Raw genomic sequence first — 25210 nt, 5'->3', positions numbered from 1 at the left:
GAGCACCAACATGACACCACTTTCATCTTCTTCTGCCTCTGCCCGCCACCAACGCGGCGGAACCCTGCTGGGTTTCGTGATCGGCGTCGTGGTGGGGCTGGCCATCGCACTTGTGGTCGCGGTGTACGTCACGCGCGTGCCCATTCCGTTCGTCGAACGGTCCCTGTCCCGGACCGCCGAACAGGATGCGCAAGAGGCTGAGCGCAACAAGGGCTGGAACCCCAACTCGGTCCTGGGCGGCCAGGAAACCACAGTGGCCCCGCCACCCGAGCCGCCTGCACAGCCTGGCGTCACCGCACAGCCCGAGAGTGGCAATGCGACAGAAGGTGACCCTCTGGGTGACTTCGTCCGCTCGCGAACGGCCTCTACCAGCCCTTCGGCAGACGGGCTGGTCAACCAGAGCGATCCGTACACCTACTTTGTCCAGGCCGGCGCTTTCAGCTCGGCGGGCGACGCTGAAAACCAGCGTGCCCGTCTGGGCATGATGGGCATGGTCGCTGGCGTATCCGAGCGCAGCCAGGATGGCCGGACCGTCTACCGCGTCCGCATCGGGCCGTTCGAGGAGAAGTCCATGGCAGATGCCACCCGCGAGCAGCTGGTGGTCAATGGCGTGGACGCCGTTCTCGTGCGACTGCGCCGCTGAAGGCGTGATGGGCCGCGGGCAAGTTGAGAGGAACTTTGCCAGGCCACAAGAGACCAACGAATTTTTGATCAGGATCGAGAGGAGCCGAGCATGCAGCGTCGTTTGTTTTCCCAGTCACTGGTGAGTGCAGCCGTTCTGGGGTCAGGTCTGGCGAATGCGCAGGCACAGGTGTTCACGCCAGGCAAGCACTACCGGGTGCTGAAGGACCCGGTGCTGACAGACGTGCCCACGGGAAAAATCGAGGTGCTCGAATTCTTCTCTTACGGATGCCCCCACTGCTTCAACTTCGAGCCGCCCATGGAAAAGTGGAAGGCCGAGCAGAAAGATGACATCGTGGTCCGCCGTGTGCATGTGGCTTTCAACGCGCGCTTTGTGCCGTTGCAGCAGTTGTACTACTCGCTGGAAGCGATGGACCTGGTGGAGAAGTTGCACTACAAGTTCTTCCAGGCATGGCACACCGAGAAAAAGCGACTGGGCGATGCCAACAGCATTGCTGACTGGGTCGCGAGCCAGGGTGTGGATCGCGCCAAGTTCGTGGCGGTCTACAACTCTTTCGGCGTGGCAGGCAAGGCCAAGCGAGCCGTGCAGGTTCAGGACGCCTATCAGGTCGAAGGCACGCCTGCTGTGACGGTGGCGGGCCGCTTCTACATTCCCGGTCAAGGACCTCGCACCTTGCAAGTGGCGTCCCAGCTGATTGATGAAGTCCGCAAGGGCTGAGATCTGATCTTCAAACCATTGGCTGACGAGCAATGGGCTGCCTTCGGGCGGCCCTTGTCACTTTTTTATGGTGTGATTGCCAAGTCACCCCCCGCATACCAGCGATAAATCGCTACAATGAATGCAAGTTTCGTGCCCTGTACTGCCATGACGCCTGTAACATTTCCCACATCTCTGATCCGCTCGACCCTTCTGGTTGGTGTTGCCCTGCTCGCCAATGGTGTTGCGCTGGCTGAAAAAGCCGACAAGGACAAGCCCATGAACATTGAAGCTGACGCGCTGCGCTATGACGACGCCCGCCAGACCAGCATCTTCAGCGGCAAGGTCCTGATCACCAAAGGCACGATCACCATGCGCGGAGACTCCCTGCGGGTTCGTCAGGACGATCAGGGCAACCAGCGAGGCGTGCTGGTGGGCAAGGGAAGCAATCCGGGCTTCTTCCGCCAGAAGCGCGAAGGCTTGGATGAGTACATTGAAGGGGAAGGCAACAAGATCGTCTACGACAGCCAGAAGCAGACGGTGACTTTCACCGGGCAGGCTGTGCTGCGCCGCTTCCGCGGTGCTCAGCTCAATGACGAGAGTGCGGGCAATGAAATTGTCTACAACAGTGAGACAGAGGTGTTCACTGTCAAGGGTGGCAAGGGTGCCCAGACGGAGAGCAACCCGAGCGGCCGTGTTCGGGCCATGCTCACCCCCATTCCTCAGGACAAGACCAGCGAGCCATCGGCTCCGCCGGCGCAGCTCAAGTCTTCCGAGAAGCTCAACGAGAAGACTCCGTGAGCGAAAGCGACGCATTGCTCGAGCCGGCATCGCCGCCGGCCATGGCTGTCGAGAGTCGTCTGGACGTTCGGGGCCTGAAAAAATCCTATGGCAGCCGAAAGGTCGTCAAGGATGTCTCACTCTCGGTTGACAAGGGTGAGGTCGTGGGATTGCTCGGACCAAACGGTGCAGGCAAGACCACCTCTTTTTACATGATCGTCGGATTGCTGCGCGCTGACGGCGGCGAAATCACCCTGGATGGAAAGCGCATCGAACGCTTGCCTATCCACCGACGGGCTCGCCTCGGGTTGGGCTACCTGCCGCAGGAAGCATCCATCTTTCGCAAACTCACCGTCGAGCAAAATGTCCGCGCGGTTCTGGAGTTGCAGGTGGATGTGGCCGGACAACCCTTGTCCGAGCTGGAAATCAATGCCCGGCTGGACCAGTTGCTCAAGGATTTGAGGGTGGACCACTTGCGCGCTTCCCCGGCCCCAGCGCTCTCCGGCGGGGAGCGCCGCCGCGTCGAGATCGCGCGAGCCCTGGCCACCAGTCCACGGTTCATCTTGCTCGACGAGCCTTTTGCCGGTATCGATCCCATCGCCGTGATCGAGATCCAGCAAATCATCAGCTTCCTCAAGTCGCGTGGCATCGGTGTCCTGATCACGGACCACAACGTGCGAGAGACGCTTGGCATTTGTGATCACGCCTACATCATCTCGGATGGTCAGGTCCTTGCCAGCGGGACAACGCAGGAAATTGTGGACAACGCAGATGTTCGCCGGGTGTACCTGGGCGAGCACTTCAGGATGTAGGCATGGGTGCGGGTGTGCAAGCTCAACGACAACGGTTGTACGCTGGCGATGGTCTGCGCGTGCGGCTGGTGTGGGGCTCATGAAGCAAGGCCTTTCGCTACGCGTCTCCCAGCATCTGGCGCTGACCCCTCAACTGCAGCAGTCGATCCGGCTGTTGCAGTTGTCTACGCTGGAGATGGCGCAGGAAGTCGAGCAAATGCTCGACGAGAACCCCTTTCTCGAGCGCGCCGACGACGCGGCCGAACGAGAGGAGTTCGGGCTCGATCAGTCGGATGCGCAGGTGAGCTCAGGAGAGCAGGCCGTCGAAATCGACGCCGCCCAGAGCACTGAGACCGATGCCGGTCCTTCTGCAACAAAGGATGGCACATCCACTTCTGACACTGCACAAGAGGCGCGCGAGGAAGCTGCGGAATTGCGTGCCGATGGTGACGCGCCCGTGGAGGAGAGCTGGGAAGGGGATGGCAGCGTCGACGTGGCGCCCGATGACGGCGAGTGGGGGGGGGATGCGCCAGCGCGCAACGCCGGAAGCGGCGATGGGGGGGATGAGGTCTCCGCCATGGATCTGGCCAGCGCCCACGAGACCCTGTATGACTTCCTGCACCAGCAAGCCCGCTGCATGCGTCTGAGTGACGACGATCAGGCCGCGCTGTATTTCCTGATTGAGTCGCTCAACGACGACGGCTATCTTGAAGATGACCTCATGTCGCTGGCGCTCGATTGGTGGCGCCTCAAACACGGTGCGGGCGAGCCCCCTCCAGGTGTGGAGCAGCTGGAGGAGGCTGAAGAGCAGCTGCGCACGGCCCTGGCCTGGTTGCAGCATCTCGAGCCGGCAGGCGTGGGTGCTCGCGATCTGAGCGAGTGTCTGCGGCTGCAGATCATGGAATTGCGCAATACGCCCGAGGCCCAGGCAGCCTTGCAGCTTTGCGACCAGCCGCTGGAGCTGGTCGCCAAGCGGGACGTCAAACGGCTGAGCGCCCAGTGTTCCCTGCCAGCAGAACTGGTGAAGTCTGCCCTGGCACTGATTGCCGGCCTGGAGCCCAAGCCCGGACGGCGTTTCGTCAACGTCGATCAGATGGTGGTCGTGCCGGACGTGATCGTCAGTCGGTCGGGGCGTGGCTTCAAGGTGCAGCTCAACCCTGATGTGATGCCCAAGGTGCGGGTTCAGGATGCCTATGCGGGCGCCATGAGACAGAGCCGCGGCGGCACAAAAGACGCCAATGCCGACAGTGGGGGCTATGCCGCCATGCAACAGCGGTTGCAGGAAGCACGGTGGTTCCTCAAGAACATCCAGCAGCGCTTTGACACCATCTTGCGTGTCTCAACCGCCATTGTCGAGCGGCAGCGCAATTTCTTCATGCACGGCGAGCTGGCCATGCGCCCTCTGGTCTTGCGCGAGATCGCTGACGAGCTGGGCTTGCATGAGTCCACCATCAGCCGTGTGACCACGGCCAAGTACATGGCCACGCCATTCGGCACCTATGAGCTCAAGTACTTCTTTGGCTCTTCCCTGGGAACGGAAACGGGAGGCAACGCGTCCAGCACAGCGGTGCGAGCGCTGCTCAAGCAATTCATCGCCTCCGAAGAACCCAGCAAGCCGTTGTCCGACAATCAGCTTTCTGCCATGCTGCGCGAGCAGGGTATTGAGTGTGCGCGCCGAACCGTGGCCAAATACCGGGAATCGTTGCGGATCGCTCCGGCCAATCTACGCAAGGCGCTTTGAGCTCCGCCTTCTGAACCGGACCCTATGGCTCCCAGGTCGCGGGTGAACGCGACTTGTCTTGAACAGTCAAATCCATCGCATGAATCAGTTGGACATCTTTCTGCCCTGCGCGGCCGGCGTCGAAGCATTTCTTGAAGCCGAGGTCCGCCGGCTCGTCGGAGCAGACGAGCCGGTTCGCGCGGTCCGTGCTGGCGTGCAGGTGCGCACGTCGTGGCGCAATGCCATGCTGCTCAATCTTCACAGCCGCCTGGCTCAGCGCGTGCTGGTTCGCCTGTGGAACGGGCGCTACCGGCAAGAAGAGGACCTGTACGACGCCGCCTCCAGCGTCGCCTGGGAGATCTGGTTCGACCCTGATCAAACACTCAAGGTTGAGATCACGGCGCAGCACAGCCCGCTCAAGAGCCTGAACTTTGCCGCACTGAAGATCAAGGATGCCGTCTGTGACCGGTTTCGCGCCAAGCGCGGCGAACGACCCAGCGTGGACACAAGGTGGCCGGATGTGCGGGTGTTCGCCCACCTGACGGCTGACGAGCTGACGCTCTATATCGACACCACGGGCGAGCCCTTGTTCAAGCGGGGCTGGCGAGAAGACAAGGGCGATGCGCCGCTGAAGGAAACCCTGGCCGCAGCCATGATCGCTGCGACGGGGTGGGACGACCAGGCCCGTGCGGCCGAGTCGGTGGACGACATCCCTCCGCTGTACGACCCTTGTTGCGGCAGCGGCACGGTGGTCATTGAAGCGGCGCAAATGGCTTTGAACATTGCGCCAGGCCTGCAGCGGCGATTCGCTTTTGAAAAACTGATCCCTTGCCAACAGCACGTGTGGCAGTCGCTCAAGGACCAGGCAGCAAAAGCGCGAAGGCAATGGCCGGACGGGCATTCGCCTATCGTGTTTGGCAGCGATGTGGCTTTCCGTATGGTCGACTTTGCACAGCGCAATGCTGAGCGTGCGGGCGTGGCATTTGCCGTGCAACTGCGCGGAGGCGATGCACTGGAACGCCGTCCCCCTACCGAGACTCCCGGTGTGTTGCTGCTCAATCCGCCCTATGGCGAACGCATTGCGGCCGCCGGTGCCGCCGGTCAGGATGCCCGAACCAGAGCCTCTACACGCGCCGCAGGCGGCAGGGCGCCGAGGGTGTTCACCGTGGGCGCCAATGGGGCTGCTTCAGCTTCTCCTGCGGGCCGCGAAGGTTTTCAGAGCAGCGACGGCACAGAGAGCGACAGCGATACCTTTTTTGAACGCCTGTCCGCGCACTGGAAGAGTCACTACGCTGGCTGGACGGCCTGGTTGCTCACGCCTGACAGCAAGCTGCCGGGCAAGATGCGCTTCAAGGCTTCGCGTCGCGTGCCGCTGTGGAATGGTCCCATCGAATGCCGCCTGTTTCGCTTCGACTTGATCGCGCGCGGACCCAGGCCAACGGCTGACGAATGAGTGCGCCCGTTCAAGGGCGCTGCCCGGTGGTGATCGACACCAACATTGCGCTGGATTTGCTGGTGTTCCAGGACCCGGCGACGGATAGTCTGAGGCAGGCGTTGGCGATGCCGGATGTCGCTGGCCCCCACCCCTCCGTGCTGTCACCATGGCTGGCCACAGAATCCATGGGTGTCGAGCTCGAAAGGGTGCTAGCCTATCCGCAGATTGCCCGCCGCCTGGCATCGCAGTCCATGACAGCCGGCGCAGTCATGTCGCAATGGCGGGCCATGGTGCAAATTGCGCCGGATGCGGCCAAGGCGCCATACACCTGCAAGGATGGCGATGACCAGAAATTCATCGATCTGGCTGTGGCGCACCAAGCCGTGCTGCTCAGCAAAGACGCTGCGGTCCTTTGCATGACCAGGCGCCTGGCCAAGGTCGGAGCCACAGTCATGGCTGTGTGGCCAACACCTTGACTCGGTTCAGTTCATGCTGAACCGTTCGTCGCTGGCCAGCTTCCAGTAGACGGCATAGGCAGCCGGCAAACCCTCTGTCTTGCGCAGCAATGCTCCGGAGGGCACCTCGGGCAGCAGGGTGGCCAAAGGGCGCACTTCGTTTTCACTCACACGGCGCATGATGTGATGGGTGCCAATGTCGCCCGGGTGGTGAAGTCCCGCCGCCTGAATCAGCTCCTGCAGTGCCTTCAAGGTGTTCTGGTGGAATTGGAACACCCGTTGCGATTTGTCCGGCACGATCAAGGCTTGCTGGCGCAGTGGGTCCTGGGTGGTCACGCCCGTCGGGCAATGGCCCGTGTGGCAGGCCTGTGCCTGAATGCAGCCCAGAGCAAACATGAAGCCACGTGCACTGTTGCACCAGTCAGCACCCAGCGCCATGGCACGTGCAATGTCAAAGGCGGTCACGATCTTTCCCGCGCAACCGATGCGGATGCGGTCTCTCAGGTTCACGCCAACAAGGGTGTTGTGCACCATGCGCAAGCCCTCTTGCAGTGGCATGCCGATGTGGTCCGTGAACTCCAGAGGGGCGGCACCGGTGCCGCCTTCAGACCCGTCCACGACGATGAAGTCGGGCGTGATGCCGGTGGTCTGCATGGCTTTGACGATGGCAAACCACTCCCAGGGGTGACCGATACACAGCTTGAAGCCCACGGGCTTGCCACCGGAGAGTTCGCGCAATTGAGCCATGAATTCCATGAGTTCACGCGGTGTGCTGAAAGCGCTGTGGGAAGAAGGCGAGATGCAGTCCTTGCCGACCGGGACCCCCCGGGCTTCGGCCACTTCCGGCGTGACTTTTGCGCCTGGCAGCATGCCGCCGTGCCCGGGCTTTGCCCCCTGGCTGAGTTTGACCTCGATCATCTTGACCTGCGGATCGGCCGCGTTGGCCTTGAAGCGCTCAGGGTTGAAGCGCCCTTCGTCGTCTCGGCAGCCGAAATAGCCCGAGCCGATTTCCCAGATCAGGTCACCTCCGTGGACGCGATGCCAGGTGGAGATGGCGCCTTCGCCCGTGTCATGTGCGAATCCGCCCTTCTTGGCGCCCGAGTTGAGTGCCTCCACGGCGCGCGCAGACAGGGCGCCGAAGCTCATGGCAGAGATGTTGAAGACGCTCGCGCTGTAGGGCTGCCGACAGTCGGGGCCACCGATGGTGACCCGAAAGTCGTGCGACTCGAGTGAAGTGGTGTTGATCGAGTGATTCAACCACTCATAGCCGTCTTTGTGAACGTCAAGCTGTGTGCCGAAGGGGCGCTTGTCGGTCTGGCCCTTGGCTCGTGCATAGACGACCGTGCGTTGGCTGCGCGAAAAGGGCGTGGCCTCGGTGTCGCTTTCCAGAAAGTACTGGCGAATCTCTGGCCGGATCTTCTCCAGCATGTAGCGCAGGTGGCCAATGATGGGATAGTTGCGCAGCACGGACTTGCGTGTCTGCCGCATGTCCCACCAGCCGATCCAGCACAGCCCGCCAAAGACGAGCGCCGACCACCACCCGGCCGGATGGCCTGTCAGTGCGGCAAGCAGGCTGATGGCAAACAAGAACACGCACACAGCCATGGCCGTGTACCTGACCGGATAGAAGGCGTTCAATCTGTCGAGCATGTGGAGAGACCTTTATGAGGATCTGGGCCGGTTTGTGCGAATTGTTCTGATTCGTCGATATCGCAGCCAAACCACTGACATCGTGGAAAATGGATACAAACAGGCCCTACACTGCCACCATGATAATTGGCCGGAGTGACTATTTTTCGGCAAGGACACCGCGTGACTGAACCCGTACAAACCAGCAACCAGGACGACAACGCGTTCAACGAGAACGACACCCAGGAGATTGACGACATCCTGGACGCCCTGCGCAAGCGGGACGAGGAGACCCCTCAGTGGGAGTTCCTCGATGGCGCCATGGCGGCGCTCATCTGTACGCGCAGGCCGGTTGGTCCTGATGAGTACCTGCCCTTGCTGCTGGAAGTCGGCGATGGGGGCATCAACCAGTTTGATGATGAAGCGCAGAAAGAGCGCTTCATGGCGCTGTGGAACAAGCGGTGGAACGAGGTCTCGCAAAACCTCGACAACGTCGTCGAGAACCTCAGCGACGACGGCTGCTATCAGCCCGAGATATCCGATGTGAAAGGCGCACTGCTTTCATTGCCGCCGGAAGAGCGTGAGGACGTGAGCGACGAGGAAATCCCTGCGTTCGCGCAGGTCTGGGCGCTGGGCTTCATGTTTGTGGTCGAAAACTGGGAAGAGGAGTGGGTCTCGCCGCGCGACAAAGAGGCCGCCGAGTGGCTTGATCAGGCCTTGAGTCAGATCGTGGCTTTGACCGAAGACGATACGGGGACGCCCGAGCACAATCTCTTTGAAGAAGAGGGCGAACCCACTGTCAGTGATGAGCGCATGAACCAGTGGGCAGCCGCTGTCTGGGCCGTGTATGACCTTCGTCAGCTATGGAAGACGCTGGGTCCCAGGGTGGATCCGGCGCGCAAGGCCGATCTGCCCGGACGCAATGATCCGTGCTGGTGCGGTAGTGGCAAGAAATTCAAGAAGTGCCATGGCGCCGCCTGAGTCGCCGACACACCTCAGTCGTCGGCAGGCTCCAGCGACCTGAGCAATTGCACGATGCGCTGTCGGCTGCGCTCAAAGTCGGTATTGAGCAGTTTGCTGGCGTCGCCAAACCGGTGACGCCTGGTCAGGCGCAACGCCTCCTTGGCCAGCGTATGCAGTCGAAGCTGTTCGGCCCTGATCTCCTGGAGTACCGGCCGTGCGGCACCGAAGGCTTCTTCCTGGTCTCTCAGCCACTGTCCCAGCCCGCTCTTGACCGCGTCAGGCAGTGGCGGCAAGCCCGATGCAGGCAAAGCGGCTCCGGGCAGAACCGAATCGGTCGTGCCGCTGAGGTGGTCATTGAAAGTGGCGCACCACTGGACATGCTCGACGATGGCGTGCCTGATGTCCTTCTTGCTGAGGTAGTGCTGCGCAGGCGCAGGCGCGGATGCCACACCCTGATGCTCGGGCGGGTTCGGCGGTAAGGCCTCGTTATGGGCCGGGCGCAGGCGGTTGAGCAGCTTCTTCAGGGGCATTGTTTTGGAGTCTTGGCGCTGGTGACACGCGTCGTCATTCAGCGGTGGAGCGTGCGTAGACTAACCGTTGAACGGTCTGGTTCCGCTCCAGCGACCAAAAAATCCGGCGTTTGTCGCGAGCATTTCCCAGAGGTGTCGGGCCACTCCGACGGCACTGTGACAAGCGTCACGCTTCTGGGCAGGGGCCTGTGTCGCTTTCGCCCTCCTGGCGAAAGGAAGCCAGAAACTTATGCGTCCTCGATGCGCTCGAGCAAGCCTTGCAGGGCATGGGCAGCGGTGGCAGCGCGTACGGACGCCCTGTCTCCGCCAAACACCCGAACCTCGGTTTCTACGCCGGTGGGCGTTCCCCAGGCGAACCACACCGTTCCAACGGGCTTTTCGGCGCTACCGCCGGTAGGTCCTGCGATACCGGTGACTGCAACAGACCACTGCACGGGCGCGTGTCGCAAGCCGCCATCTGCCATGGCACGGGCAACCGGCTCGCTGACGGCCCCATGCGCATCGATGATGGCCGGGTCGACGCCGACCAGTGTCGATTTGGCTTCATTGGAGTAGGTCACGAAGCCTCGTTCAAACCAGTCGCTGGACCCACTGATGCTGGTGCAACTGGCGGAAATAAGTCCGCCCGTACAGCTCTCGACGGTGGCCATCATCTCGCACCGCTTTGTCAGGAGGCGCGCAAGCTGGCTGACCAGCCCTTGCAGCGAAGTGTCATCCATCGCCCTTCACTCCTCTTGTGTTTGCCTGCGTGGCTGCGGGCAACGCGTTCAGATCGCCCAGAACTGCCATGCGGCGATCACCAGCAGCGTGCAAAGAGCCGCCGCAAAATCATCCAGCATGATGCCAAAGCCTCCCCGGGGGCCGAACCCTTTGAAATGCTGGTCTGCCCAGGCCATCGGCCCTATCTTGACCGCATCAAACAGGCGAAACAGGACAAAGGCGATCAGCTGCCCCACCCAGCTCGCTGGCGTGACCAGCCACAGCACCAGCCAGAAAGCGACCACCTCATCCCAGACGATGTGCCCCGAATCCGGGACACCCATGTGTTTGGCAGTGACGGTGCATGCCCACCAGCCTGCAAGTGTGCTGATGGCAATGGTTACCGCCCACGCAGAGTCGCTCAGCCAGGGTGCCATGACGGCAAAGACCAGCCACGCCCACAGTGTGCCGACCGTTCCCGGCGCCTTGGGTGAGAGTCCCGATCCGGCGCCCAGCGCGATGAAATGGGCTGGATGCGCCATCAGAAAAGCCGCTGTCGGCCGTCGCTTGGGCAGCGGCTCGCTGGGTTCGGTGATAGAGGTGACCATGCGGGCATTATCCTGTTGTTCGAGTCCCGGACCATTGTTCGCCAGGCGCTCAGGTTTGAGCGAAATGGTCAAAGCTGGTGCCGGGTGGGTCGATCAGACTGCCTTCATCGTCCAGAAACCGCACGGAATCGTGGTCGGCCGTGATCTGGCCGACAGGTGTGAGTGGCAGCTTGCACTCGATGGCCAGCCGCTCAATCGCCTGTGCATGCCTTTTCGGTGCAGTGAAGAGGAGCTCGTAGTCGTCACCACCATTGACCTGACACGCCAGCCGGCGAGTGGGTGGCAGTTGTGTCAAGGCTGCGCTCGCGGGCAGCGCGTTGGCTTGGATATCTGCGCCTGCATGACTGGCACGCACCAGATGAAGCAGGTCGCCCCTGAGTCCGTCGCTCAGATCAATGGCCGAACTGGCTATCCCACGCAGCAGCATGCCCAGCTGGTTGCGGGGCGTTGGGCGATCAAGCCGCGCCTGTAGAAGCGTCCGAAGGTCCTCCGGTAGGAAGGTTGCAGTGGCGTCCGAGCCTTGCAGCCGGTTGGCCAGCGCCAGGTGTGCGTCGCCGATGGTCCCCGAGACGTAGATCAGGTCACCCACCTGGGCGCCACCGCGAAGCAGTGCAGCGCCATCGGGCACATCACCGAAGATGGTGATGCAGATGTTGAGTGGCCCTTTGGTGGTATCACCTCCGAGCAGCGGGCAGTTGTGGGCTTCTGCAAGGGCAAACATTCCCTCTGCAAATTTCTCCAGCCATGCGTCATCGGCTGCCGGAAGCGCCAACGCAAGCGTGAACCCCAGTGGGCGCGCACCCATGGCCGCGAGATCGCTGAGATTGACAGCCAGGGCCTTGTGGCCCAGAGCTTCAGGGGAGACGTCGGCGAAAAAATGCCGCCCTTCGACGAGCATGTCGGTAGAGATGACCATCTGATGGCCAGGCTCAGGTGCCAGGACAGCTGCATCATCTCCGATGCCCATCCTGACCCAGGTATTCGCCTGTCTGGCGGCACGCCCGGTGAAATGCCGGGCGATCAGATCAAATTCGCCGGTGCTCACGCTGCTGCCTTTCAGGCCTTGCGCTCATCCTCCCCACCGTTCTCTTGGCCGGCGGGCGATGCTGAGTGCTCCTTCAGTGCAGACGCATCGTCAGGTGCGTTTTCCTGCTCGGCGCTTTCATCCTGGCTTGTATCTTGGTCGCCGTCGCCGTCCTGATCACTCTTGCTGTCAAGGCTGACCATGTGATCCGGCTCGGGCTCCTTGATGGCATCTGCGACCGTCATGCCCCTGTCGTCGTCGTTACCGTGGACTTCCCCTGCCCAGGCCAGAGCACGCGCCACGATGGGAGGACCAATGGTCTCAAAGACCGCCACGGCCGCCAGCACGATCGAAGCCACTTGTGCGCCAATCAGCGGGAACTGCTCGCTGGTTGTCTGGGCCAGGCCGATCGCCATACCGGCCATGGGCAGAAGCACAAGACCTGCGTTGAGGCTGACCTTGCGTCGCCACTTCATGAGAAAGCCGGTACCCGCAACGCCAACCCATTTGGCCAGTGACCGGGCCACAACGAAAACCGCAGCGGCCGGGGCGAACTGAGCCATCTCCTTGAGGTGCAGGTTGGCCCCTGCATAAACAAAGAGTGCAACGAAAAAGAGCTCGAACGCCGGGCCAAACTCCATTTTGGCGATCAGATTGGTCTTCTCTGCACTGCGCACCACGACCCCCAGGACCAAAGGTGCGAACAGGGCTGACAGGCCAAACGAGAGGGCCAGGCCCAGTGTCATCGCCACCGCGCCGACCACCAGCGCCAGGCTGTACTGCGGGGCGTGACGCGTCCAGCGGGCCACCAGGTGAAGAATCCAGCCGAGCACGACGCCGAGGACACCCGATCCGATCAACTGGTACAGCGGCGCACCAATGATGGTGGCCAGCGGCGCCTCGCTTTGGCGGTAGACCAGAGGCATCATGGCAGCGAACACCAGGAATGCGATGACGTTGTTCATCGCCACCAGGGCCTCGGAGCGGTCTGTGGTGCGACCGTGGGCGCCCAGTTCGTGACTGACGTGCATCAGCACGGCAGGCGATGATGAAATGGCAATGGCGCTGATCACGGCTGAGGCCAGCTGGTCCACGCCCAGCCACATCAGTGCGTAGTAGACAGCCGCAAAGGTCAGCGCACTTTCCACCAGCGAGACGAGCAGCAGCGGCCGGTCACGAATGAGCTCCTTGAAATCCAGCGACAGACCGAGTCGGTAGAGAATCAGTGCCAGCGCAATGTCCACCACGATACGCGCCTCAGCCAGAGACTCGTAGTCAAAGATGCCGAGCACATTGGGGCCGGCAATCAGGCCCACCAGCATGAAGCCGGTGATACTGGGCAGCCAGCTCATCCGGTGGGCGAGAAACCCTCCGAGAGCGCCGCAGAACAACAGGAAGCCAAAGAAGAACAGAGTGTTCAGCTCAATTGGCCATTGGGGCATGAATTCCATGCAGAGAACCCTTCAGAGTGGACGAGCCGCTGAGCTGACAGCGCCAGCTCAGTGCAAGGTGCGGGCCGGTTGCGCGTCATCGCTGCTGAGGACAAATGGCGCGATGGCGCATTCGAAGCGCTCTCCATCCTCAGCGACGCAAAAATAGCTTCCCCTCATGCTGCCGCTGGGGGTTTGCAAGCGGGTGCCACTGGTGTACTGAAAAGACTCACCCGGGCGCAGCAATGGCTGGTTGCCGACGACGCCAAGTCCCTTGACTTCTTCTGTCTGGCCATTGGCGTCTTCAATGATCCAGTGCCGCGAAATCAGCTGGGAGGCGACATCGCCCGTGTTGGTGATCGTGATGGTGTAGGAAAAGGCGTACAAGTCCTCGTCCGGGGCCGATTGCTCCGCCAGGTATTGCGGTTCGACGTCGCAGGTGAATTGGTACTTCGGCATGGCGCCGATGTTACCCGTTTCAGGCGGGATATCCGTTGCATGCCCGCGAAGACCTTCTCATCCTGCGAAAATAGGGAAATCAGCCCCACAATGACACAGCCAGACACTGGCGCCAGGTTCAAGAATGTCCAAGCCTCAATACCGCATCGCTCCCTCCATTTTGTCCGCCGATTTCGCCCGTCTGGGCGAGGAAGTCAGCCAGGTTATCGAAGCCGGTGCGGACTGGATCCATTTCGACGTGATGGACAACCACTACGTGCCCAACCTGACGTTCGGTCCGATGGTGTGCCAGGCGCTGAAACCACACGCGAAAAAGCCAGACGGCACAGCCGTGCCCATCGACGTGCACCTCATGATCCAGCCTGTCGATGCGCTGGCTGGCGCGTTCATCGACGCCGGGGCTGACCTGGTGAGCTTCCACCCGGACGCTTCGGCGCACGTCCATCGCAGTGTGCAGGCCATCAAGGCCAAAGGCTGCAAGGCCGGCCTCACTTTCAACCCGGCAGAACCACTGGACGTGCTGGACTGGGTGATCGATGACATTGATCTGATTCTGATCATGAGCGTCAACCCCGGCTTTGGTGGCCAGAGCTTCATCGATTCTGCGCTGCGCAAAATTGAAGCCGCCCGCAAGCGCATCGAAGCTTGCGGCAAAGACATTCGCCTGGAGGTGGATGGCGGCATCAAGGCGGACAACATCCGGCGTGTCGCCGATGCGGGCGCCGACACCTTTGTGGCCGGAAGCGCCATCTTTGGCAAACCGGACTACAAGTCGGTCATCGACCAGATGCGCGGAGCCCTCGCCGGATGAGCTCAACTCTCGCCGTGGGGGCCACATGAACAACGAGAAGAGCAGAGACGACTCGCCGCCGGGCCGCCCCAAGGCGAGTCAGCCCCCTCGGGGGGCAGCGACCCGCGAAGCGGCGGAGCGTGGGGGCCACATGAACAACGAGAAGAGCAGAGACGACTCGCCGCCGGGCCGCCCCAAGGCGAGTCAGCCCCCTCGGGGGGCAGCGACCCGCGAAGCGGCGGAGCGTGGGGGTCACATGACCAGTGTGGGGGCCATCATTCTCGATCTCGACGGTACCATGGTGGACACGCTGGGGGATTTTGATGCTGCGCTCAATCAGACTCTGTCGGAGCTGGGTCGCCCGGCAGTCTCACGCGAGCAGATCGAACGAATGGTCGGCAAGGGCTCCGAGCACCTGATTGTTTCAGCCCTGGCGGCGGGAGGCCTTTCTGAAGAGGATGCCCGGCGCCTGCTGCCCAAGGCCTGGGACATCTACCAGCAGGCGTACCTGGCGATCAACGGTGATCACAGTGCGGTGTATCCGGGAGTGAGCGCCGGCCTGGCGGCCATGACGGCTCTCGAGCTTCCGCTGGCGTGCCTGACCAACAAGCCGCGGGCTTTCGCAGTCGAGCTGTTGCAAAAGAAGGGCCTGCTTGAGCACTTCGGCTGGGTGTTCGGCGGAGACTCGTTTGAACGGAAGAAACCCGATCCGCTCCCGCTGATTCGCACATGCGAAGCGATGCAATGCGAGCCCGTGCGCACCGTCATGATCGGCGATTCGCGAAACGACGCATTGGCCGCGCGTGGAGCCGGTTGCTCTGTGTGGCTGGTCCCATACGGGTACAACCATGGCGAGCCCATCTCCGATGTGGCAGCTGACGATTACCTGAGCGACCTGGAAGACGGCGCCCGAAAACTGAAAGCCATGTTGTGACCGGGCGCCTTCTGAGCGCCCGGCACCCCGGTCAGTACATCAGGCGGCCGTTCTGCGCTGCCACAGCAATGTCCACCCAGTGACTGCCGACATTGCTGTCGGAGAAGTCGATCCTGAATCCGCCCAGATCGATCTCACCCATGCGATGGGCAGCCTGCGCAATGGCGGCGCCGGAGATGCTGCTGGCACGCTTGGCGGCAGCCTCGAATGTACGCATCACGATCATGGCCTCCATGTGGAACCCGGAGAGATTTTTCACCTCTGGCATGTGGGTTTGCATGATGCGGGCCAGCTCGCGCTGGACGGGCAGTTTGATGCCCGAAGGGTTGGGGAAGGTCTGTGCAATGCCGACGCCTCGCGCGCCCTTCTCTCCGGCAAACTTCTGCAAGGCCGGAACGGGCAGGTAGGACAGTGTGAACAGTTGCTGTGACATGCCCGCATTGCGCAAGGCGCCGATGCCTTCTCCCATGAACTTGGGAGCACCAACGACCAGAGCCGACTGAACGTTGGAGGCGGCAAGTTTCTCGGCAGCGGCCTTGAGCGATGCGGCATCCGGGGCCGATTCCGAACCCTCTACGCGCATGCTGCCCAGCGCCTTGGCCGCCCGTTGTGCCGAGGCGAACCCTGAACTGCCCATCGGGATGTTCTGGTAAAGCACACCCAGCGACTGGATGGTGAGAATCTGGGCGTGGGCGACGATCTTTTCGATCTGCTCTTCGTCGCCGGCACGGACATGCAGCAAAAGAGGGTGTCCTGGGTCCCGCAGCACAGAAGCCCCTGGAATGGCATTGAGTACCAGCATGTCCTGCTGGTCGAGGGTGCCTTCGTCCAGTACCCGTTTGAGGGTTGCCGAGCCGATCGGGTTGAGCAGGGCGACGGCACCGGCTTCCCTGGCCACCGGAAGCTGCTTCATGAACCCTTCATACGAGTAGGCATCGTCGAGTGTCAGCAGCTTGAGTTTGCGGCCCTGAATGCCGCCCTTGCTGTTGATGTCCGCCACGCAGGCCTGGAAGCCTTCATTGAGCAGCTTGGCGTCGGGTGCAGGCAACACCGTGAAAGGGCCAATCTGAGCCAGCACGATCTCGTTTCCAGCAGCCAGCGCTGGAAACGCATTCAGGGACAGGCTGCCAGCAGCCATGCTCATCAAGATGTCACGTCGACGCAATTCCATTCGAACTCCACTAGACGTTGTCAGGCGAAAGATGACTATTTGAGTCAAAGTAAGCCTGTGGCTCTATCGGGGCAAACCCTTTTGTTTGCGGCGTAGTCAGTGCTTTGAAAGTCCTGTCATTCGACAGGTTTGCCCAGCAGCGCATCCTTGAGCCGCCAGTCAGCTGGCGATTTGCCCAGCCAGATGCCCATCATGGCTTCGAAGAACTCGGGCTCCTTGAAAGGCTCGCCTTCCTGGACGCCATTGACCAGTACCAGCATGCCTTTGCCCGGAATCCAGTCCACCGTGATGGTCTCGCCTTCGCCCAAGGACTTGTACTTCGAGAATATACCGCTCATTCGCATGACGCCGGGGACCAGCTTGGAGAACTTGCTGTAGTCCATGTTGTCTTCGATACCGTGAGCGAAGAGCTTGCCCAGCTCGTCTGACTTGACGGTCCGCAGCAAGGTCAGCACCAGCCTCTTCGGGCCCGGGGCCGCAACCACTTTGGCCGGTGTGTTCGCCTTGTCGGTCGTGAGGTAAAGGCTGGCGACATACACCTTGAAAATGGCCTTGTATCGAATCCCCGCCCCGTTGCGGACCAGTTGACTGCCGGCGACATTGACGGTGGCAGGTACCTTGATGCCGGAGAGCTCTATCTCCGATGCGCTGGCCGATCCGGCGAGACTGAGCATAAGCACCAGTACAGCGCCCAGTGGCCCGAACAATTCACGAAAACTTAACTTGGTCATAGGGCTTAACCTGTGGAAAATCTCAGTGTTGCTTCATTGAGTGCTTCATGATGGAACAGAAACACTGTTTCATCGAGTGCGCTTCAGCGCATTCTGACTGCTGAAAATGCAACAGTCACCCCCTGCGTGATATAGCGCACGAGCGATTGTGTCGTGCTGACAACCCGAGCTTGGCGAGGGTGCCACATGATTTTGCTAAACTGCGGCCATCATGACGATCTCCAGCACGACGACCCATGCAGGCTCGCTGCCACGCCATTGCGGCGGGGGAGCCTGGCCCTGGCGTAAGCCAGTCTGACATCCGTGCCCATCCCCCCGCGGGGCGCCGGTGGTCGAACGACTCCTGATGTGCCCCAGGTCATGCGCCAGCTCGGACCATGACTCGCCCCCGATTTGACATGCCCGAGATGACCTGACAGCAGGCCATGTGCGGGCAAGTGGAGATTCCGCAGTGACAAGCGCTTCTGATTTTTCGCGATTGGCCGCCGAAGGCTACAACCGCATTCCTCTCATGGCCGAGGCCTTTGCAGACCTCGAAACGCCGCTTTCCCTTTACCTCAAACTGGCCCACGCCGAAGGTGACGGGCGCCACAGCTTTCTTCTCGAATCCGTGGTGGGGGGCGAGCGTTTTGGCCGCTACAGTTTCATCGGCCTGCCCGCCCGTACCGTTTTGCGGTCCAGTGGCTTTGGCGACCAGGCCCGCACCGAAGTCGTCACGGATGGCGAAGTGGTCGAGACAGCCGCTGGCAACCCGCTGGACTTCATTGCCGAGTACCAGGCCCGCTTCAAGGTGGCTCTGACTGAGGGGCTTCCCCGCTTTTGCGGTGGCCTGGCCGGCTACTTCGGATACGACGCCGTTCGCTACATCGAGAAGAAGCTCGAGACCACCTGCCCGCCAGATGACCTGGGTTGCCCCGACATTCTGCTGCTGCAGTGTGAGGAGGTTGCCGTCATCGACAATCTTTCGGGCAAGTTGCACATGATTGTCTTTGCCGACCCGGGCGTCGATGGCGCCTACGAGCAGGCACAGGCCAGACTCCAGGCCCTCAAGCTGGCCTTGCGTCAACCGGTGACGGTGCCGCCCATGGCCAAAGGCGAGAGCTTCCCGGCCGAGCGCAGTTTTGACAAGGCCGATTACCTCCAGTCGGTCGACCGCGCCAAAGAGCTGATCGCTGCCGGGGACTTCATGCAGGTCCAGGTGGGCCAGCGCATCCACAAGCGATTCACCCAGCCCCCGCTCTCGCTGTATCGCGCCCTGCGGTCCCTGAACCCCAGCCCCTACATGTATTACTACCACTTCGGTGATTTCCACGTGGTGGGGGCATCGCCCGAAATCCTGGTGCGCGAGGAGCACACCGAAGAAGGCCGCAAGGTCACCATCCGACCGCTGGCCGGTACGCGCCCCCGCGGGGCCACGCCTGAGAAGGACAAGGCCACCGAGATCGAGCTGGTGGGCGACCCGAAAGAGCGCGCCGAGCACGTCATGCTGATCGACCTGGCCCGCAACGACATCGGCCGCATCGCCAAGATCGGCACGGTCAAAGTCACCGAAGCCTTTGCGGTAGAGCGCTACAGCCACGTCATGCACATCGTCAGCAACGTCGAGGGCATCCTCAACGACGGCATGACCAATATGGACGTGCTCAAAGCCACCTTCCCGGCCGGCACACTCACCGGCGCTCCCAAAGTGCACGCCATGGAGCTGATCGATCAGCTCGAACCCGTCAAGCGTGGCATCTACGGCGGCGCTTGTGGCTACCTCAGCTTCGCCGGCGACATGGACATTGCCATCGCCATCCGCACCGGCATCATCAAGGATGAAACCCTCTATGTGCAGGCGGCTGCCGGTGTCGTGGCCGACTCCATTCCCGAGATGGAATGGAGAGAAACCGAGCACAAGGCTCGCGCTTTGCTGCGCGCCTCCGAGCTGGTCGAGGAGGGCATGGAATGAAAGCCCCGGTCAAACTGCTTATGGTGGACAACTACGACTCGTTCACCTACAACATTGTTCAATACCTCGGAGAGTTGGGCGCTGACGTCACCGTCGTCCGCAATGACGAAGTCACCGTTGCCGAACTCGATCAGCGTTTCGCCAATGGCGAGTTTGAACTGCTCGTGATTTCACCCGGGCCGTGTTCGCCGATGGAAGCAGGCATTTCGGTGCCCTGCATCCAGCACTTTGCTGGCAAGCTCCCCATCCTCGGCGTGTGCCTGGGGCACCAGAGCATCGGCGCGGCCTTCGGCGGCAAGATCATCCGGGCCCAGGAACTCATGCACGGCAAGACCAGCGACATCACCACCACGCAAGAAGGTGTGTTCGCAGGCCTGCCCCAGCGCTTCACGGTCAACCGCTACCACTCGCTCTCCATCGAGCGCGATTCGTTGCCCGAGTGCCTGAAAGTCACGGCCTGGACCGATGACGGTGAAATCATGGGCGTCAAGCACACCACCTTGCCCATTGAGGGTGTGCAATACCACCCGGAGAGCATCCTCACGGAGCACGGTCATGCGCAGCTTCGAAACTTTTTGGAGATGGCACGATGAGCGACGTCGCTGAAGCAGCCCGAACGGTGGTCGACCTGCGCAGTGACACCGTCACCCAGCCAACGCCCGAGATGCGTGCCGCCATGATGGCGGCACCCCTGGGCGACGACGTGTTTGGCGACGACCCCACGGTCAATGCGCTGCAGGAGCGCATCGCCTCCCTCACTGGCAAGGAAGCCGCGCTGTTCATGCCCTCGGGCACACAGAGCAACCTCTGCGGCATTCTGGCCCATTGCGGTCGGGGCGACGAATACATCGTCGGCCAGCTGGCGCACACTTATCGGTACGAAGGCGGTGGCGCGGCGGTGTTCGGCAGCGTGCAGCCGCAGCCCCTGCTGCAGGACGCTCAGGGACGCATGGCGCTGGCCGACATCGCCGGGGCCATCAAGCCCGACGATCCGCACTTCGCGCGCACCCGCCTGCTGTGCCTGGAGAACACATGGAACGGCAATGTGATGCCCGACGAATATCTGCGCAGCGCCACAGCGCTGGCGCGCGACAAGGGTCTCAACACCCATCTGGACGGAGCACGTGTGTTCAACGCCGCCGTGGCCTCAGCCGCCCAGGGGCAGACGCCCTACGAACGCCTGCGCGAGATTGCCGATCATTTTGATAGTCTGTCGGTTTGCTTCAGCAAAGGCCTGGGTGCGCCGGTCGGCTCTGCTCTGTGTGGCTCGAAAGAGCTCATCGAACGTGCCCGCCGTGTTCGCAAAATGGCGGGCGGCGGCTTGCGTCAGGCTGGCTTGTTGGCGGCCTGCGCACTGCATGCCATCGAACACCATGTGGAACGTCTGGCCGACGACCATGCCCACGCGGCACTGCTCGCTGAAGGCCTTCGGGGCATTGAAGGCCTCAGTGTTCGCTCCGCTGCCACCAACATCGTGTTTGTGGACGTGGCCGACGGGCGCGGTCCGGCCTTGCTCGAATTCCTGGCCGCCAACAAGGTATTGGCCACGGGTCTGATCGGCTTGCGCTTCGTCACACACCTGGGTGTGGACAGGCAAGGCATTGAGCACGCAGTCGCCACCGTCCGGCGGTTCTTTTCCGAGTTGCCTGCCGGTGGATCGGCAGCAGCAAAAAGCGGGCCTTACTGAGCGGGCCCCGCAGCCCCGAACGAAGCCTTGAGACGAACATGCCTGACTTGCCTCAACTCCTCGTGTTCATCGTCGCTGGCTGGCTGCTCAACCTCACGCCCGGGCCAGACGTGCTGTACATCATCACGTCATCCCTGAAGCAGGGCGTTCGCGCCGGGATGGTGGCGGCGCTGGGTATCGTGAGCGGCTGCATGGTGCATGTGGTGGCCGCCGCCGTTGGCCTGAGTGCGCTCATGTCGACCTCAACGTTGGCGTTCAACCTGCTCAAGTGGTGTGGTGCGGCTTACCTGCTGTATATCGGTGTGCGGGCCTTGTTGTCCTCGGGGGCATCGGTGCCGCTGGCTGGCGCTGGCACCCAGCAAGCAACCCCGGAGTCTGTGGATCTCTGGTCCGTCTACCGACGGGGCTTTCTGACGAATGTGCTCAACCCCAAGGTGGCCCTGTTCTTCCTGGCGTTCGTGCCGCAGTTCATCGCACACGACACTGCGCACAAAGCCTGGGTGTTCCTGGCGCTGGGGGTGATCTTCAATGTGAATTCGTTGCCCATCAACTTTGGCTACGCCTGGCTGGCCGACTGGGCCACGCGCCGCTCGAACCTCGTGCAGCGCGGAATGCGCTGGCTCGACCGCGTGGCCGGGTGCCTGTTCATCGGGTTTGGCATCCGCCTGGCGCTGACCGACAATCCCAGTTCCACCTGATCCTTGACACGAATCGCTTCGCAGGCCGATTCCACATTTGACTTTCTGATATCGCCATGACACAAAAGACACCTGCCATCACCCCTCAGCAAGCGCTCCAGCGTGTGATCGAGCACCGCGAGATCTTTCACGACGAGATGCTGCACCTGATGCGTTTGATCATGAGTGGCGAAGTCTCCCCGACCTTGACAGCAGCGCTGATCACGGGTCTTCGCGTCAAGAAGGAAACCATCGGCGAAATCACGGCTGCAGCGCAGGTGATGCGCGAGTTTTCCACCAAGGTGGAAGTGGCCGACCGCACCCACCTGGTGGACATCGTGGGCACGGGCGGTGACGGCTCCCACACCTTCAACATTTCCACCTGCTCCATGTTTGTTGCCGCCGCTGCGGGCGCAAGGGTGAGCAAACACGGTGGTCGCAGTGTGTCCAGCAAGAGCGGCAGTGCCGACGTGCTGGAGAGCCTGGGCATCAATATCAACCTGCCGCCAGACGCCATTGCGAAAAGCATTGCCGATGTGGGCGTGGGCTTCATGTTCGCACCCAACCACCACCCCGCCATGAAGAACGTGGCGCCGGTGCGCCGCGAACTGGGCATCAAGACCATCTTCAATATCCTGGGGCCTCTCACCAACCCAGCCTCTGCCCCCAACATCCTGATGGGCGTCTTCCACGCTGACTTGGTGGGCATCCAGGTGCGAGCCCTGCAGCGTCTGGGCGCCGAACACGCCGTGGTGGTGCACGGCCTCGATGGCATGGACGAAATTTCCCTGGGTGCGGCCACCATGGTGGGCGAACTGCGTGATGGTGTGATCACCGAATACGAGATCCATCCGGAAGACTTCGGCATGGCCATGGCGGGTGGCCGGGCGCTCAAGGTGGAAACGCCGGAACAGTCCCGTGACATGCTCATGGGCGTGCTGGAAAACCGCGACGATGAGAATCTGCGCGCCGCCCGAGACATCGTGACGCTCAATGCGGGGGCCAGCCTCTATGCCGCCAATGTGTGCGACAGCATCGAAGCCGGCATCGAAAAAGCCAAAGAGGGGCTGGCATCCGGTCAGGCCTTGGCCAAGCTGGAATCGCTGCGCAGCTTTTCGCAGGCGGCTGCGGCCTGACCTGCCGGTAGCCCGTATGCCCGTCTGGCTGCAAAACGAAGGCGCCTGGATCGCCATTGGCGTGTCCGTGCTGTTCGTTTTGGCCGGCTTTGTCATGCACCGGGTGGTGATGAAGGTACTCAAGACGCCACCAAGCGATCCAACCGGTGCATCCTCCGAAGCCCATTTATCCGAACAATCGAAACATGAGCACCAACAACCCTGACATTCTTCAGAAAATTGTCGGCGTCAAACACGAGGAAATCGCACAGGCCAAGCGCAGCGTATCGCTCGAAGCGATGCGTGAAGACGCCGAAACCCGTTTGCTCACGCGTGACTTCGAAGGCGCGCTGCGGGCCAAGATCGCCGCAGGGCAGGCCGCCGTGATTGCCGAGGTGAAGAAGGCCAGTCCCAGCAAAGGCGTTCTTCGGGAAGACTTCATTCCCGCTGACATTGCGCAGAGCTATGCAGAAGGCGACGGGAAAGTCAGTGCAGCCTGCCTGTCGGTGCTGACGGACCGTCAGTTTTTCCAGGGCTGCCCTGACTACCTCAAGCAGGCGCGTGCCAGCTGTGCGCTGCCTGTGCTTCGCAAGGACTTCATGGTGGACCCGTACCAGGTCTACGAAGCGCGAGTCATGGGGGCAGACTGCATTCTGCTCATTGCCTCATGTCTGTCAGATGCACAAATGGCAGAGCTCGAGGCTGTGGCACATGGCCTGAACATGGCGGTTCTGGTCGAGGTGCACGATGCTGAAGAGCTGCAGCGAGCGCTCAAGCTCAAGACGCCACTGGTCGGAATCAACAATCGCAACTTGCGCACCTTCGAAGTCACTCTGCAGACGACCCTGGGCATGCTGGCCGATGTGCCAGCTGACCGCCTGCTGATCACCGAGTCCGGCATCCTGGCGCCGTCCGATGTGCAGAGCATGCGCAAGGCCGGGGTGAACGCCTTTCTCGTGGGCGAGGCATTCATGCGGTCGCCCGAGCCAGGTCTGGCGCTGGCCAAATTGTTTGCCTGATGCCCAAGGTCAGGCGCCAGATGATGGAGTCAGCGCAGCTCGGCCTTCCGTTGACGGACGAGGTGACGGTGGCCGGTGGCGGTGCTCCACGGCTGACCACTGTGGATCCCGGCATGTGGAAGGTTCATGCCGGGTGGCTTCCGTATGTGAGGAATTACTTTCAGTCCGAGGACGGACGTGGGTTGCTTTCTTTTCTGGAGCAACGCATGACGACGGGGGCGCACATCTACCCGCCTGAGCCCTTGCGAGCGCTCTCTGCCGTGGCGCCAAAGGACGTTCGCGTCGTCATCCTCGGCCAAGATCCGTACCATGGTCCAGGTCAGGCGGAGGGCCTGGCCTTCTCCGTCCCCGATGGTGTCCGCATTCCGCCAAGCCTGCGCAACATATTCAAAGAACTGGGGCACGACCTGGGAATGCCTGTCCCCGCCAGTGGGTCCCTGGTGCGCTGGGCCGAACAAGGTGTGTTGCTGCTCAACACATGCCTGACTGTGGAAGATGGCCAGGCCGCCAGCCACTCCGGGAGAGGCTGGGAGACACTGACCGATACATTGGTAGGTCATTGCGGTGGGCCGGACGCATCACCCACCGTGTTCATGCTGTGGGGTGCGCACGCCCAGAAAAAGCAAGCTCTGGTCGATCGGGGGCGGCACCTTGTGCTGCAAAGCAACCACCCTTCCCCCCTGTCGGCGACGCGCGGGCCCGCGCCATTTCTAGGCTGCGGCCACTTTTCCGCAGCCAATGCCTGGCTGAAAGAGCAGGGCCGACCGGCCGTTAAATGGTGACATGACGCGATAAATCACCCGGGGCTTCACTATTCCAGAATTTTCATGGCATAATTCAAGGCTTCGCTACGGAGGGGTGGCCGAGTGGTTAAAGGCAGCAGACTGTAAATCTGCCCGCTTACGCGTACGCTGGTTCGAATCCAGCCCCCTCCACCAGCGATCAAAGTGATGTGCGAGCGCTGCTCGCCTTGTGCGGTTCGTGCTCGCTGCCAGGCGGCGCGGCCCGATTCGGGCGGGAGTAGTTCAATGGTAGAACCCCAGCCTTCCAAGCTGATGACGCGGGTTCGATTCCCGTCTCCCGCTCCATATCACTTTGCTCGTTGGGTGTGGCAGTGATTTGTGTTGGCAGGTATTCCTGTCAATGCCCATGTGGCTCAGTGGTAGAGCACTCCCTTGGTAAGGGAGAGGTCGGCAGTTCGATCCTGCCCATGGGCACCAAACGCATTTGTTGATCTGGTTATTTCGGCAATTTTTGTAAAACGGAGCTGAAA

General features: G+C 61.7%; 27 protein-coding genes and 3 tRNA genes. 21 read left to right on the top strand and 9 right to left on the bottom strand.

The genetic code is table 11. The annotated features are described in order from the left end of the window. Nucleotides 1-10 precede the first annotated feature (10 nt). From ABWV89_RS18105 to ABWV89_RS18075, 7 genes are all read left to right on the top strand, one after another. Entirely contained in the window at nucleotides 11-643 is a 633-nt protein-coding gene (locus tag ABWV89_RS18105; protein WP_353400199.1) for an SPOR domain-containing protein, read from the top strand. Nucleotides 644-733: 90 nt separating this feature from the next. Beyond that, the gene (locus tag ABWV89_RS18100; protein WP_353400196.1) at nucleotides 734-1360 is read left to right on the top strand and encodes a thiol:disulfide interchange protein DsbA/DsbL; all 627 of its coding nucleotides are present in this window, start codon (nucleotides 734-736) and stop codon (nucleotides 1358-1360) included. A 147-nt stretch (nucleotides 1361-1507) separates the two neighbouring features. Continuing rightward, complete coding sequence (lptA, locus tag ABWV89_RS18095) at nucleotides 1508-2140, top strand: lipopolysaccharide transport periplasmic protein LptA (protein ID WP_353400193.1); 633 nt, start codon at nucleotides 1508-1510, stop codon at nucleotides 2138-2140. Nucleotides 2141-2181: 41 nt separating this feature from the next. After that, nucleotides 2182-2931 carry an LPS export ABC transporter ATP-binding protein gene (gene lptB / locus ABWV89_RS18090; RefSeq protein WP_353400396.1) on the top strand — a complete coding sequence of 250 codons (750 nt, stop codon included), beginning with the start codon at nucleotides 2182-2184 and terminating at the stop codon, nucleotides 2929-2931. 79 nt (nucleotides 2932-3010) lie between these two features. Further along, nucleotides 3011-4651 (top strand): RNA polymerase factor sigma-54, encoded by a 1641-nt coding sequence (gene rpoN, locus ABWV89_RS18085; protein WP_353400190.1) that lies wholly within the window; start codon nucleotides 3011-3013, stop codon nucleotides 4649-4651. A 79-nt stretch (nucleotides 4652-4730) separates the two neighbouring features. Further along, entirely contained in the window at nucleotides 4731-6083 is a 1353-nt protein-coding gene (locus ABWV89_RS18080; RefSeq protein ID WP_353400187.1) for a THUMP domain-containing class I SAM-dependent RNA methyltransferase, read from the top strand. Beyond that, complete coding sequence (locus ABWV89_RS18075; protein WP_353400184.1) at nucleotides 6080-6541, top strand: PIN domain-containing protein; 462 nt, start codon at nucleotides 6080-6082, stop codon at nucleotides 6539-6541. The genes ABWV89_RS18080 and ABWV89_RS18075 overlap by 4 nt, the downstream gene beginning before the upstream one ends. A 6-nt stretch (nucleotides 6542-6547) precedes the next feature. On the opposite strand, the gene ABWV89_RS18070 is transcribed toward ABWV89_RS18075, so the two are convergent. Continuing rightward, nucleotides 6548-8170 carry an FMN-binding glutamate synthase family protein gene (locus tag ABWV89_RS18070; protein ID WP_353400181.1) on the bottom strand — a complete coding sequence of 541 codons (1623 nt, stop codon included), beginning with the start codon at nucleotides 8168-8170 and terminating at the stop codon, nucleotides 6548-6550. Nucleotides 8171-8332: 162 nt separating this feature from the next. On the opposite strand from ABWV89_RS18070, the gene ABWV89_RS18065 reads away from it, so the two are divergent. Then, a complete protein-coding gene (locus tag ABWV89_RS18065) occupies nucleotides 8333-9130 on the top strand; it encodes a UPF0149 family protein (protein ID WP_353400178.1) in 798 nt (265 codons plus the stop codon). Between the two features lie 14 nt (nucleotides 9131-9144). Here the strand turns inward: ABWV89_RS18065 and ABWV89_RS18060 are convergent, their stop codons facing one another. From ABWV89_RS18060 to apaG, 6 genes are all read right to left on the bottom strand, one after another. Beyond that, nucleotides 9145-9642, bottom strand: coding sequence for a hypothetical protein (locus ABWV89_RS18060; RefSeq protein WP_353400175.1), 498 nt, complete (start codon nucleotides 9640-9642; stop codon nucleotides 9145-9147). A 227-nt stretch (nucleotides 9643-9869) separates the two neighbouring features. Next, on the bottom strand, nucleotides 9870-10361 hold the full coding sequence (locus tag ABWV89_RS18055; RefSeq protein ID WP_353400172.1) for a CinA family protein: 492 nt from the start codon (nucleotides 10359-10361) through the stop codon (nucleotides 9870-9872). A gap of 48 nt (nucleotides 10362-10409) precedes the next feature. Beyond that, a complete protein-coding gene (locus tag ABWV89_RS18050) occupies nucleotides 10410-10949 on the bottom strand; it encodes a phosphatidylglycerophosphatase A family protein (protein WP_353400169.1) in 540 nt (179 codons plus the stop codon). 49 nt (nucleotides 10950-10998) lie between these two features. Then, on the bottom strand, nucleotides 10999-11994 hold the full coding sequence (gene thiL, locus ABWV89_RS18045; RefSeq protein ID WP_353400166.1) for a thiamine-phosphate kinase: 996 nt from the start codon (nucleotides 11992-11994) through the stop codon (nucleotides 10999-11001). Nucleotides 11995-12005: 11 nt separating this feature from the next. After that, a complete protein-coding gene (locus ABWV89_RS18040) occupies nucleotides 12006-13415 on the bottom strand; it encodes a cation:proton antiporter (RefSeq protein ID WP_353400163.1) in 1410 nt (469 codons plus the stop codon). A 57-nt stretch (nucleotides 13416-13472) separates the two neighbouring features. Then, on the bottom strand, nucleotides 13473-13862 hold the full coding sequence (apaG, locus tag ABWV89_RS18035; protein WP_353400160.1) for a Co2+/Mg2+ efflux facilitator ApaG/CorD: 390 nt from the start codon (nucleotides 13860-13862) through the stop codon (nucleotides 13473-13475). Between the two features lie 124 nt (nucleotides 13863-13986). Between apaG and rpe the strand changes: the two genes are divergently transcribed. Together rpe and ABWV89_RS18025 are read left to right on the top strand one after the other, a co-directional pair. Next, entirely contained in the window at nucleotides 13987-14673 is a 687-nt protein-coding gene (gene rpe / locus ABWV89_RS18030) for a ribulose-phosphate 3-epimerase (protein WP_353400158.1), read from the top strand. Nucleotides 14674-14908: 235 nt separating this feature from the next. Then, the gene (locus tag ABWV89_RS18025; RefSeq protein WP_353400393.1) at nucleotides 14909-15586 is read left to right on the top strand and encodes an HAD-IA family hydrolase; all 678 of its coding nucleotides are present in this window, start codon (nucleotides 14909-14911) and stop codon (nucleotides 15584-15586) included. Between the two features lie 31 nt (nucleotides 15587-15617). Here ABWV89_RS18025 and ABWV89_RS18020 read toward each other — a convergent pair whose 3' ends face one another. Both ABWV89_RS18020 and ABWV89_RS18015 read right to left on the bottom strand, forming a co-directional pair. Next, a complete protein-coding gene (locus ABWV89_RS18020) occupies nucleotides 15618-16757 on the bottom strand; it encodes an ABC transporter substrate-binding protein (protein WP_353400155.1) in 1140 nt (379 codons plus the stop codon). A gap of 116 nt (nucleotides 16758-16873) precedes the next feature. Then, the gene (locus ABWV89_RS18015) at nucleotides 16874-17488 is read right to left on the bottom strand and encodes a chalcone isomerase family protein (RefSeq protein ID WP_353400153.1); all 615 of its coding nucleotides are present in this window, start codon (nucleotides 17486-17488) and stop codon (nucleotides 16874-16876) included. 511 nt (nucleotides 17489-17999) lie between these two features. On the opposite strand from ABWV89_RS18015, the gene trpE reads away from it, so the two are divergent. The 11 genes from trpE to ABWV89_RS17960 all read left to right on the top strand — a co-directional run bounded on the left by trpE (nucleotide 18000) and on the right by ABWV89_RS17960 (nucleotide 25157). Next, complete coding sequence (trpE, locus tag ABWV89_RS18010; protein ID WP_353400391.1) at nucleotides 18000-19439, top strand: anthranilate synthase component I; 1440 nt, start codon at nucleotides 18000-18002, stop codon at nucleotides 19437-19439. After that, on the top strand, nucleotides 19436-20032 hold the full coding sequence (locus ABWV89_RS18005; protein ID WP_353400150.1) for an anthranilate synthase component II: 597 nt from the start codon (nucleotides 19436-19438) through the stop codon (nucleotides 20030-20032). The genes trpE and ABWV89_RS18005 overlap by 4 nt, the downstream gene beginning before the upstream one ends. After that, nucleotides 20029-21126, top strand: a complete 1098-nt coding sequence (ltaE, locus tag ABWV89_RS18000) for a low-specificity L-threonine aldolase (protein WP_353400147.1) — start codon at nucleotides 20029-20031, stop codon at nucleotides 21124-21126. Before ABWV89_RS18005 ends, ltaE begins: the two co-directional genes overlap by 4 nt. A gap of 38 nt (nucleotides 21127-21164) precedes the next feature. Further along, on the top strand, nucleotides 21165-21824 hold the full coding sequence (locus ABWV89_RS17995; protein WP_353400144.1) for a LysE family translocator: 660 nt from the start codon (nucleotides 21165-21167) through the stop codon (nucleotides 21822-21824). Nucleotides 21825-21880: 56 nt separating this feature from the next. After that, on the top strand, nucleotides 21881-22939 hold the full coding sequence (gene trpD, locus ABWV89_RS17990; protein ID WP_353400142.1) for an anthranilate phosphoribosyltransferase: 1059 nt from the start codon (nucleotides 21881-21883) through the stop codon (nucleotides 22937-22939). A 16-nt stretch (nucleotides 22940-22955) separates the two neighbouring features. Further along, nucleotides 22956-23144, top strand: a complete 189-nt coding sequence (locus ABWV89_RS17985) for a hypothetical protein (protein WP_353400140.1) — start codon at nucleotides 22956-22958, stop codon at nucleotides 23142-23144. Continuing rightward, complete coding sequence (gene trpC, locus ABWV89_RS17980; protein WP_353400137.1) at nucleotides 23125-23937, top strand: indole-3-glycerol phosphate synthase TrpC; 813 nt, start codon at nucleotides 23125-23127, stop codon at nucleotides 23935-23937. Before ABWV89_RS17985 ends, trpC begins: the two co-directional genes overlap by 20 nt. Before the next feature lie 113 nt (nucleotides 23938-24050). Further along, nucleotides 24051-24719, top strand: coding sequence for a uracil-DNA glycosylase (locus tag ABWV89_RS17975; RefSeq protein ID WP_353400389.1), 669 nt, complete (start codon nucleotides 24051-24053; stop codon nucleotides 24717-24719). A gap of 70 nt (nucleotides 24720-24789) precedes the next feature. After that, a tRNA-Tyr gene (locus ABWV89_RS17970) sits at nucleotides 24790-24875 on the top strand. A gap of 76 nt (nucleotides 24876-24951) precedes the next feature. Further along, nucleotides 24952-25025 (top strand) — tRNA-Gly (locus ABWV89_RS17965). Nucleotides 25026-25082: 57 nt separating this feature from the next. After that, nucleotides 25083-25157 (top strand) — tRNA-Thr (locus ABWV89_RS17960). Nucleotides 25158-25210 lie beyond the last annotated feature (53 nt).

The sequence above is a fragment of the Hydrogenophaga sp. 5NK40-0174 genome (assembly GCF_040372165.1).
GTDB lineage: Bacteria > Pseudomonadota > Gammaproteobacteria > Burkholderiales > Burkholderiaceae_C > Hydrogenophaga.
The sequence above is the reverse complement of the archived record's forward strand: the minus strand, read 5'-3'. Positions and strand labels throughout refer to the sequence as shown.

Coding starts and splice junctions, on each gene's coding strand:
- ABWV89_RS18105 (WP_353400199.1), top strand. CDS start 11: ATGACACCACTTTCATCTTCTTCTGCCTCTGCCCGCCACCAACGCGGC.
- ABWV89_RS18100 (WP_353400196.1), top strand. CDS start 734: ATGCAGCGTCGTTTGTTTTCCCAGTCACTGGTGAGTGCAGCCGTTCTG.
- lptA (WP_353400193.1), top strand. CDS start 1,508: ATGACGCCTGTAACATTTCCCACATCTCTGATCCGCTCGACCCTTCTG.
- lptB (WP_353400396.1), top strand. CDS start 2,182: ATGGCTGTCGAGAGTCGTCTGGACGTTCGGGGCCTGAAAAAATCCTAT.
- rpoN (WP_353400190.1), top strand. CDS start 3,011: ATGAAGCAAGGCCTTTCGCTACGCGTCTCCCAGCATCTGGCGCTGACC.
- ABWV89_RS18080 (WP_353400187.1), top strand. CDS start 4,731: ATGAATCAGTTGGACATCTTTCTGCCCTGCGCGGCCGGCGTCGAAGCA.
- ABWV89_RS18075 (WP_353400184.1), top strand. CDS start 6,080: ATGAGTGCGCCCGTTCAAGGGCGCTGCCCGGTGGTGATCGACACCAAC.
- ABWV89_RS18070 (WP_353400181.1), bottom strand. CDS start 8,170: ATGCTCGACAGATTGAACGCCTTCTATCCGGTCAGGTACACGGCCATG.
- ABWV89_RS18060 (WP_353400175.1), bottom strand. CDS start 9,642: ATGCCCCTGAAGAAGCTGCTCAACCGCCTGCGCCCGGCCCATAACGAG.
- ABWV89_RS18055 (WP_353400172.1), bottom strand. CDS start 10,361: ATGGATGACACTTCGCTGCAAGGGCTGGTCAGCCAGCTTGCGCGCCTC.
- ABWV89_RS18050 (WP_353400169.1), bottom strand. CDS start 10,949: ATGGTCACCTCTATCACCGAACCCAGCGAGCCGCTGCCCAAGCGACGG.
- ABWV89_RS18040 (WP_353400163.1), bottom strand. CDS start 13,415: ATGCCCCAATGGCCAATTGAGCTGAACACTCTGTTCTTCTTTGGCTTC.
- apaG (WP_353400160.1), bottom strand. CDS start 13,862: ATGCCGAAGTACCAATTCACCTGCGACGTCGAACCGCAATACCTGGCG.
- rpe (WP_353400158.1), top strand. CDS start 13,987: ATGTCCAAGCCTCAATACCGCATCGCTCCCTCCATTTTGTCCGCCGAT.
- ABWV89_RS18025 (WP_353400393.1), top strand. CDS start 14,909: ATGACCAGTGTGGGGGCCATCATTCTCGATCTCGACGGTACCATGGTG.
- ABWV89_RS18020 (WP_353400155.1), bottom strand. CDS start 16,757: ATGGAATTGCGTCGACGTGACATCTTGATGAGCATGGCTGCTGGCAGC.
- ABWV89_RS18015 (WP_353400153.1), bottom strand. CDS start 17,488: ATGACCAAGTTAAGTTTTCGTGAATTGTTCGGGCCACTGGGCGCTGTA.
- trpE (WP_353400391.1), top strand. CDS start 18,000: ATGGCCGAGGCCTTTGCAGACCTCGAAACGCCGCTTTCCCTTTACCTC.
- ABWV89_RS18005 (WP_353400150.1), top strand. CDS start 19,436: ATGAAAGCCCCGGTCAAACTGCTTATGGTGGACAACTACGACTCGTTC.
- ltaE (WP_353400147.1), top strand. CDS start 20,029: ATGAGCGACGTCGCTGAAGCAGCCCGAACGGTGGTCGACCTGCGCAGT.
- ABWV89_RS17995 (WP_353400144.1), top strand. CDS start 21,165: ATGCCTGACTTGCCTCAACTCCTCGTGTTCATCGTCGCTGGCTGGCTG.
- trpD (WP_353400142.1), top strand. CDS start 21,881: ATGACACAAAAGACACCTGCCATCACCCCTCAGCAAGCGCTCCAGCGT.
- ABWV89_RS17985 (WP_353400140.1), top strand. CDS start 22,956: ATGCCCGTCTGGCTGCAAAACGAAGGCGCCTGGATCGCCATTGGCGTG.
- trpC (WP_353400137.1), top strand. CDS start 23,125: ATGAGCACCAACAACCCTGACATTCTTCAGAAAATTGTCGGCGTCAAA.
- ABWV89_RS17975 (WP_353400389.1), top strand. CDS start 24,051: ATGTGGAAGGTTCATGCCGGGTGGCTTCCGTATGTGAGGAATTACTTT.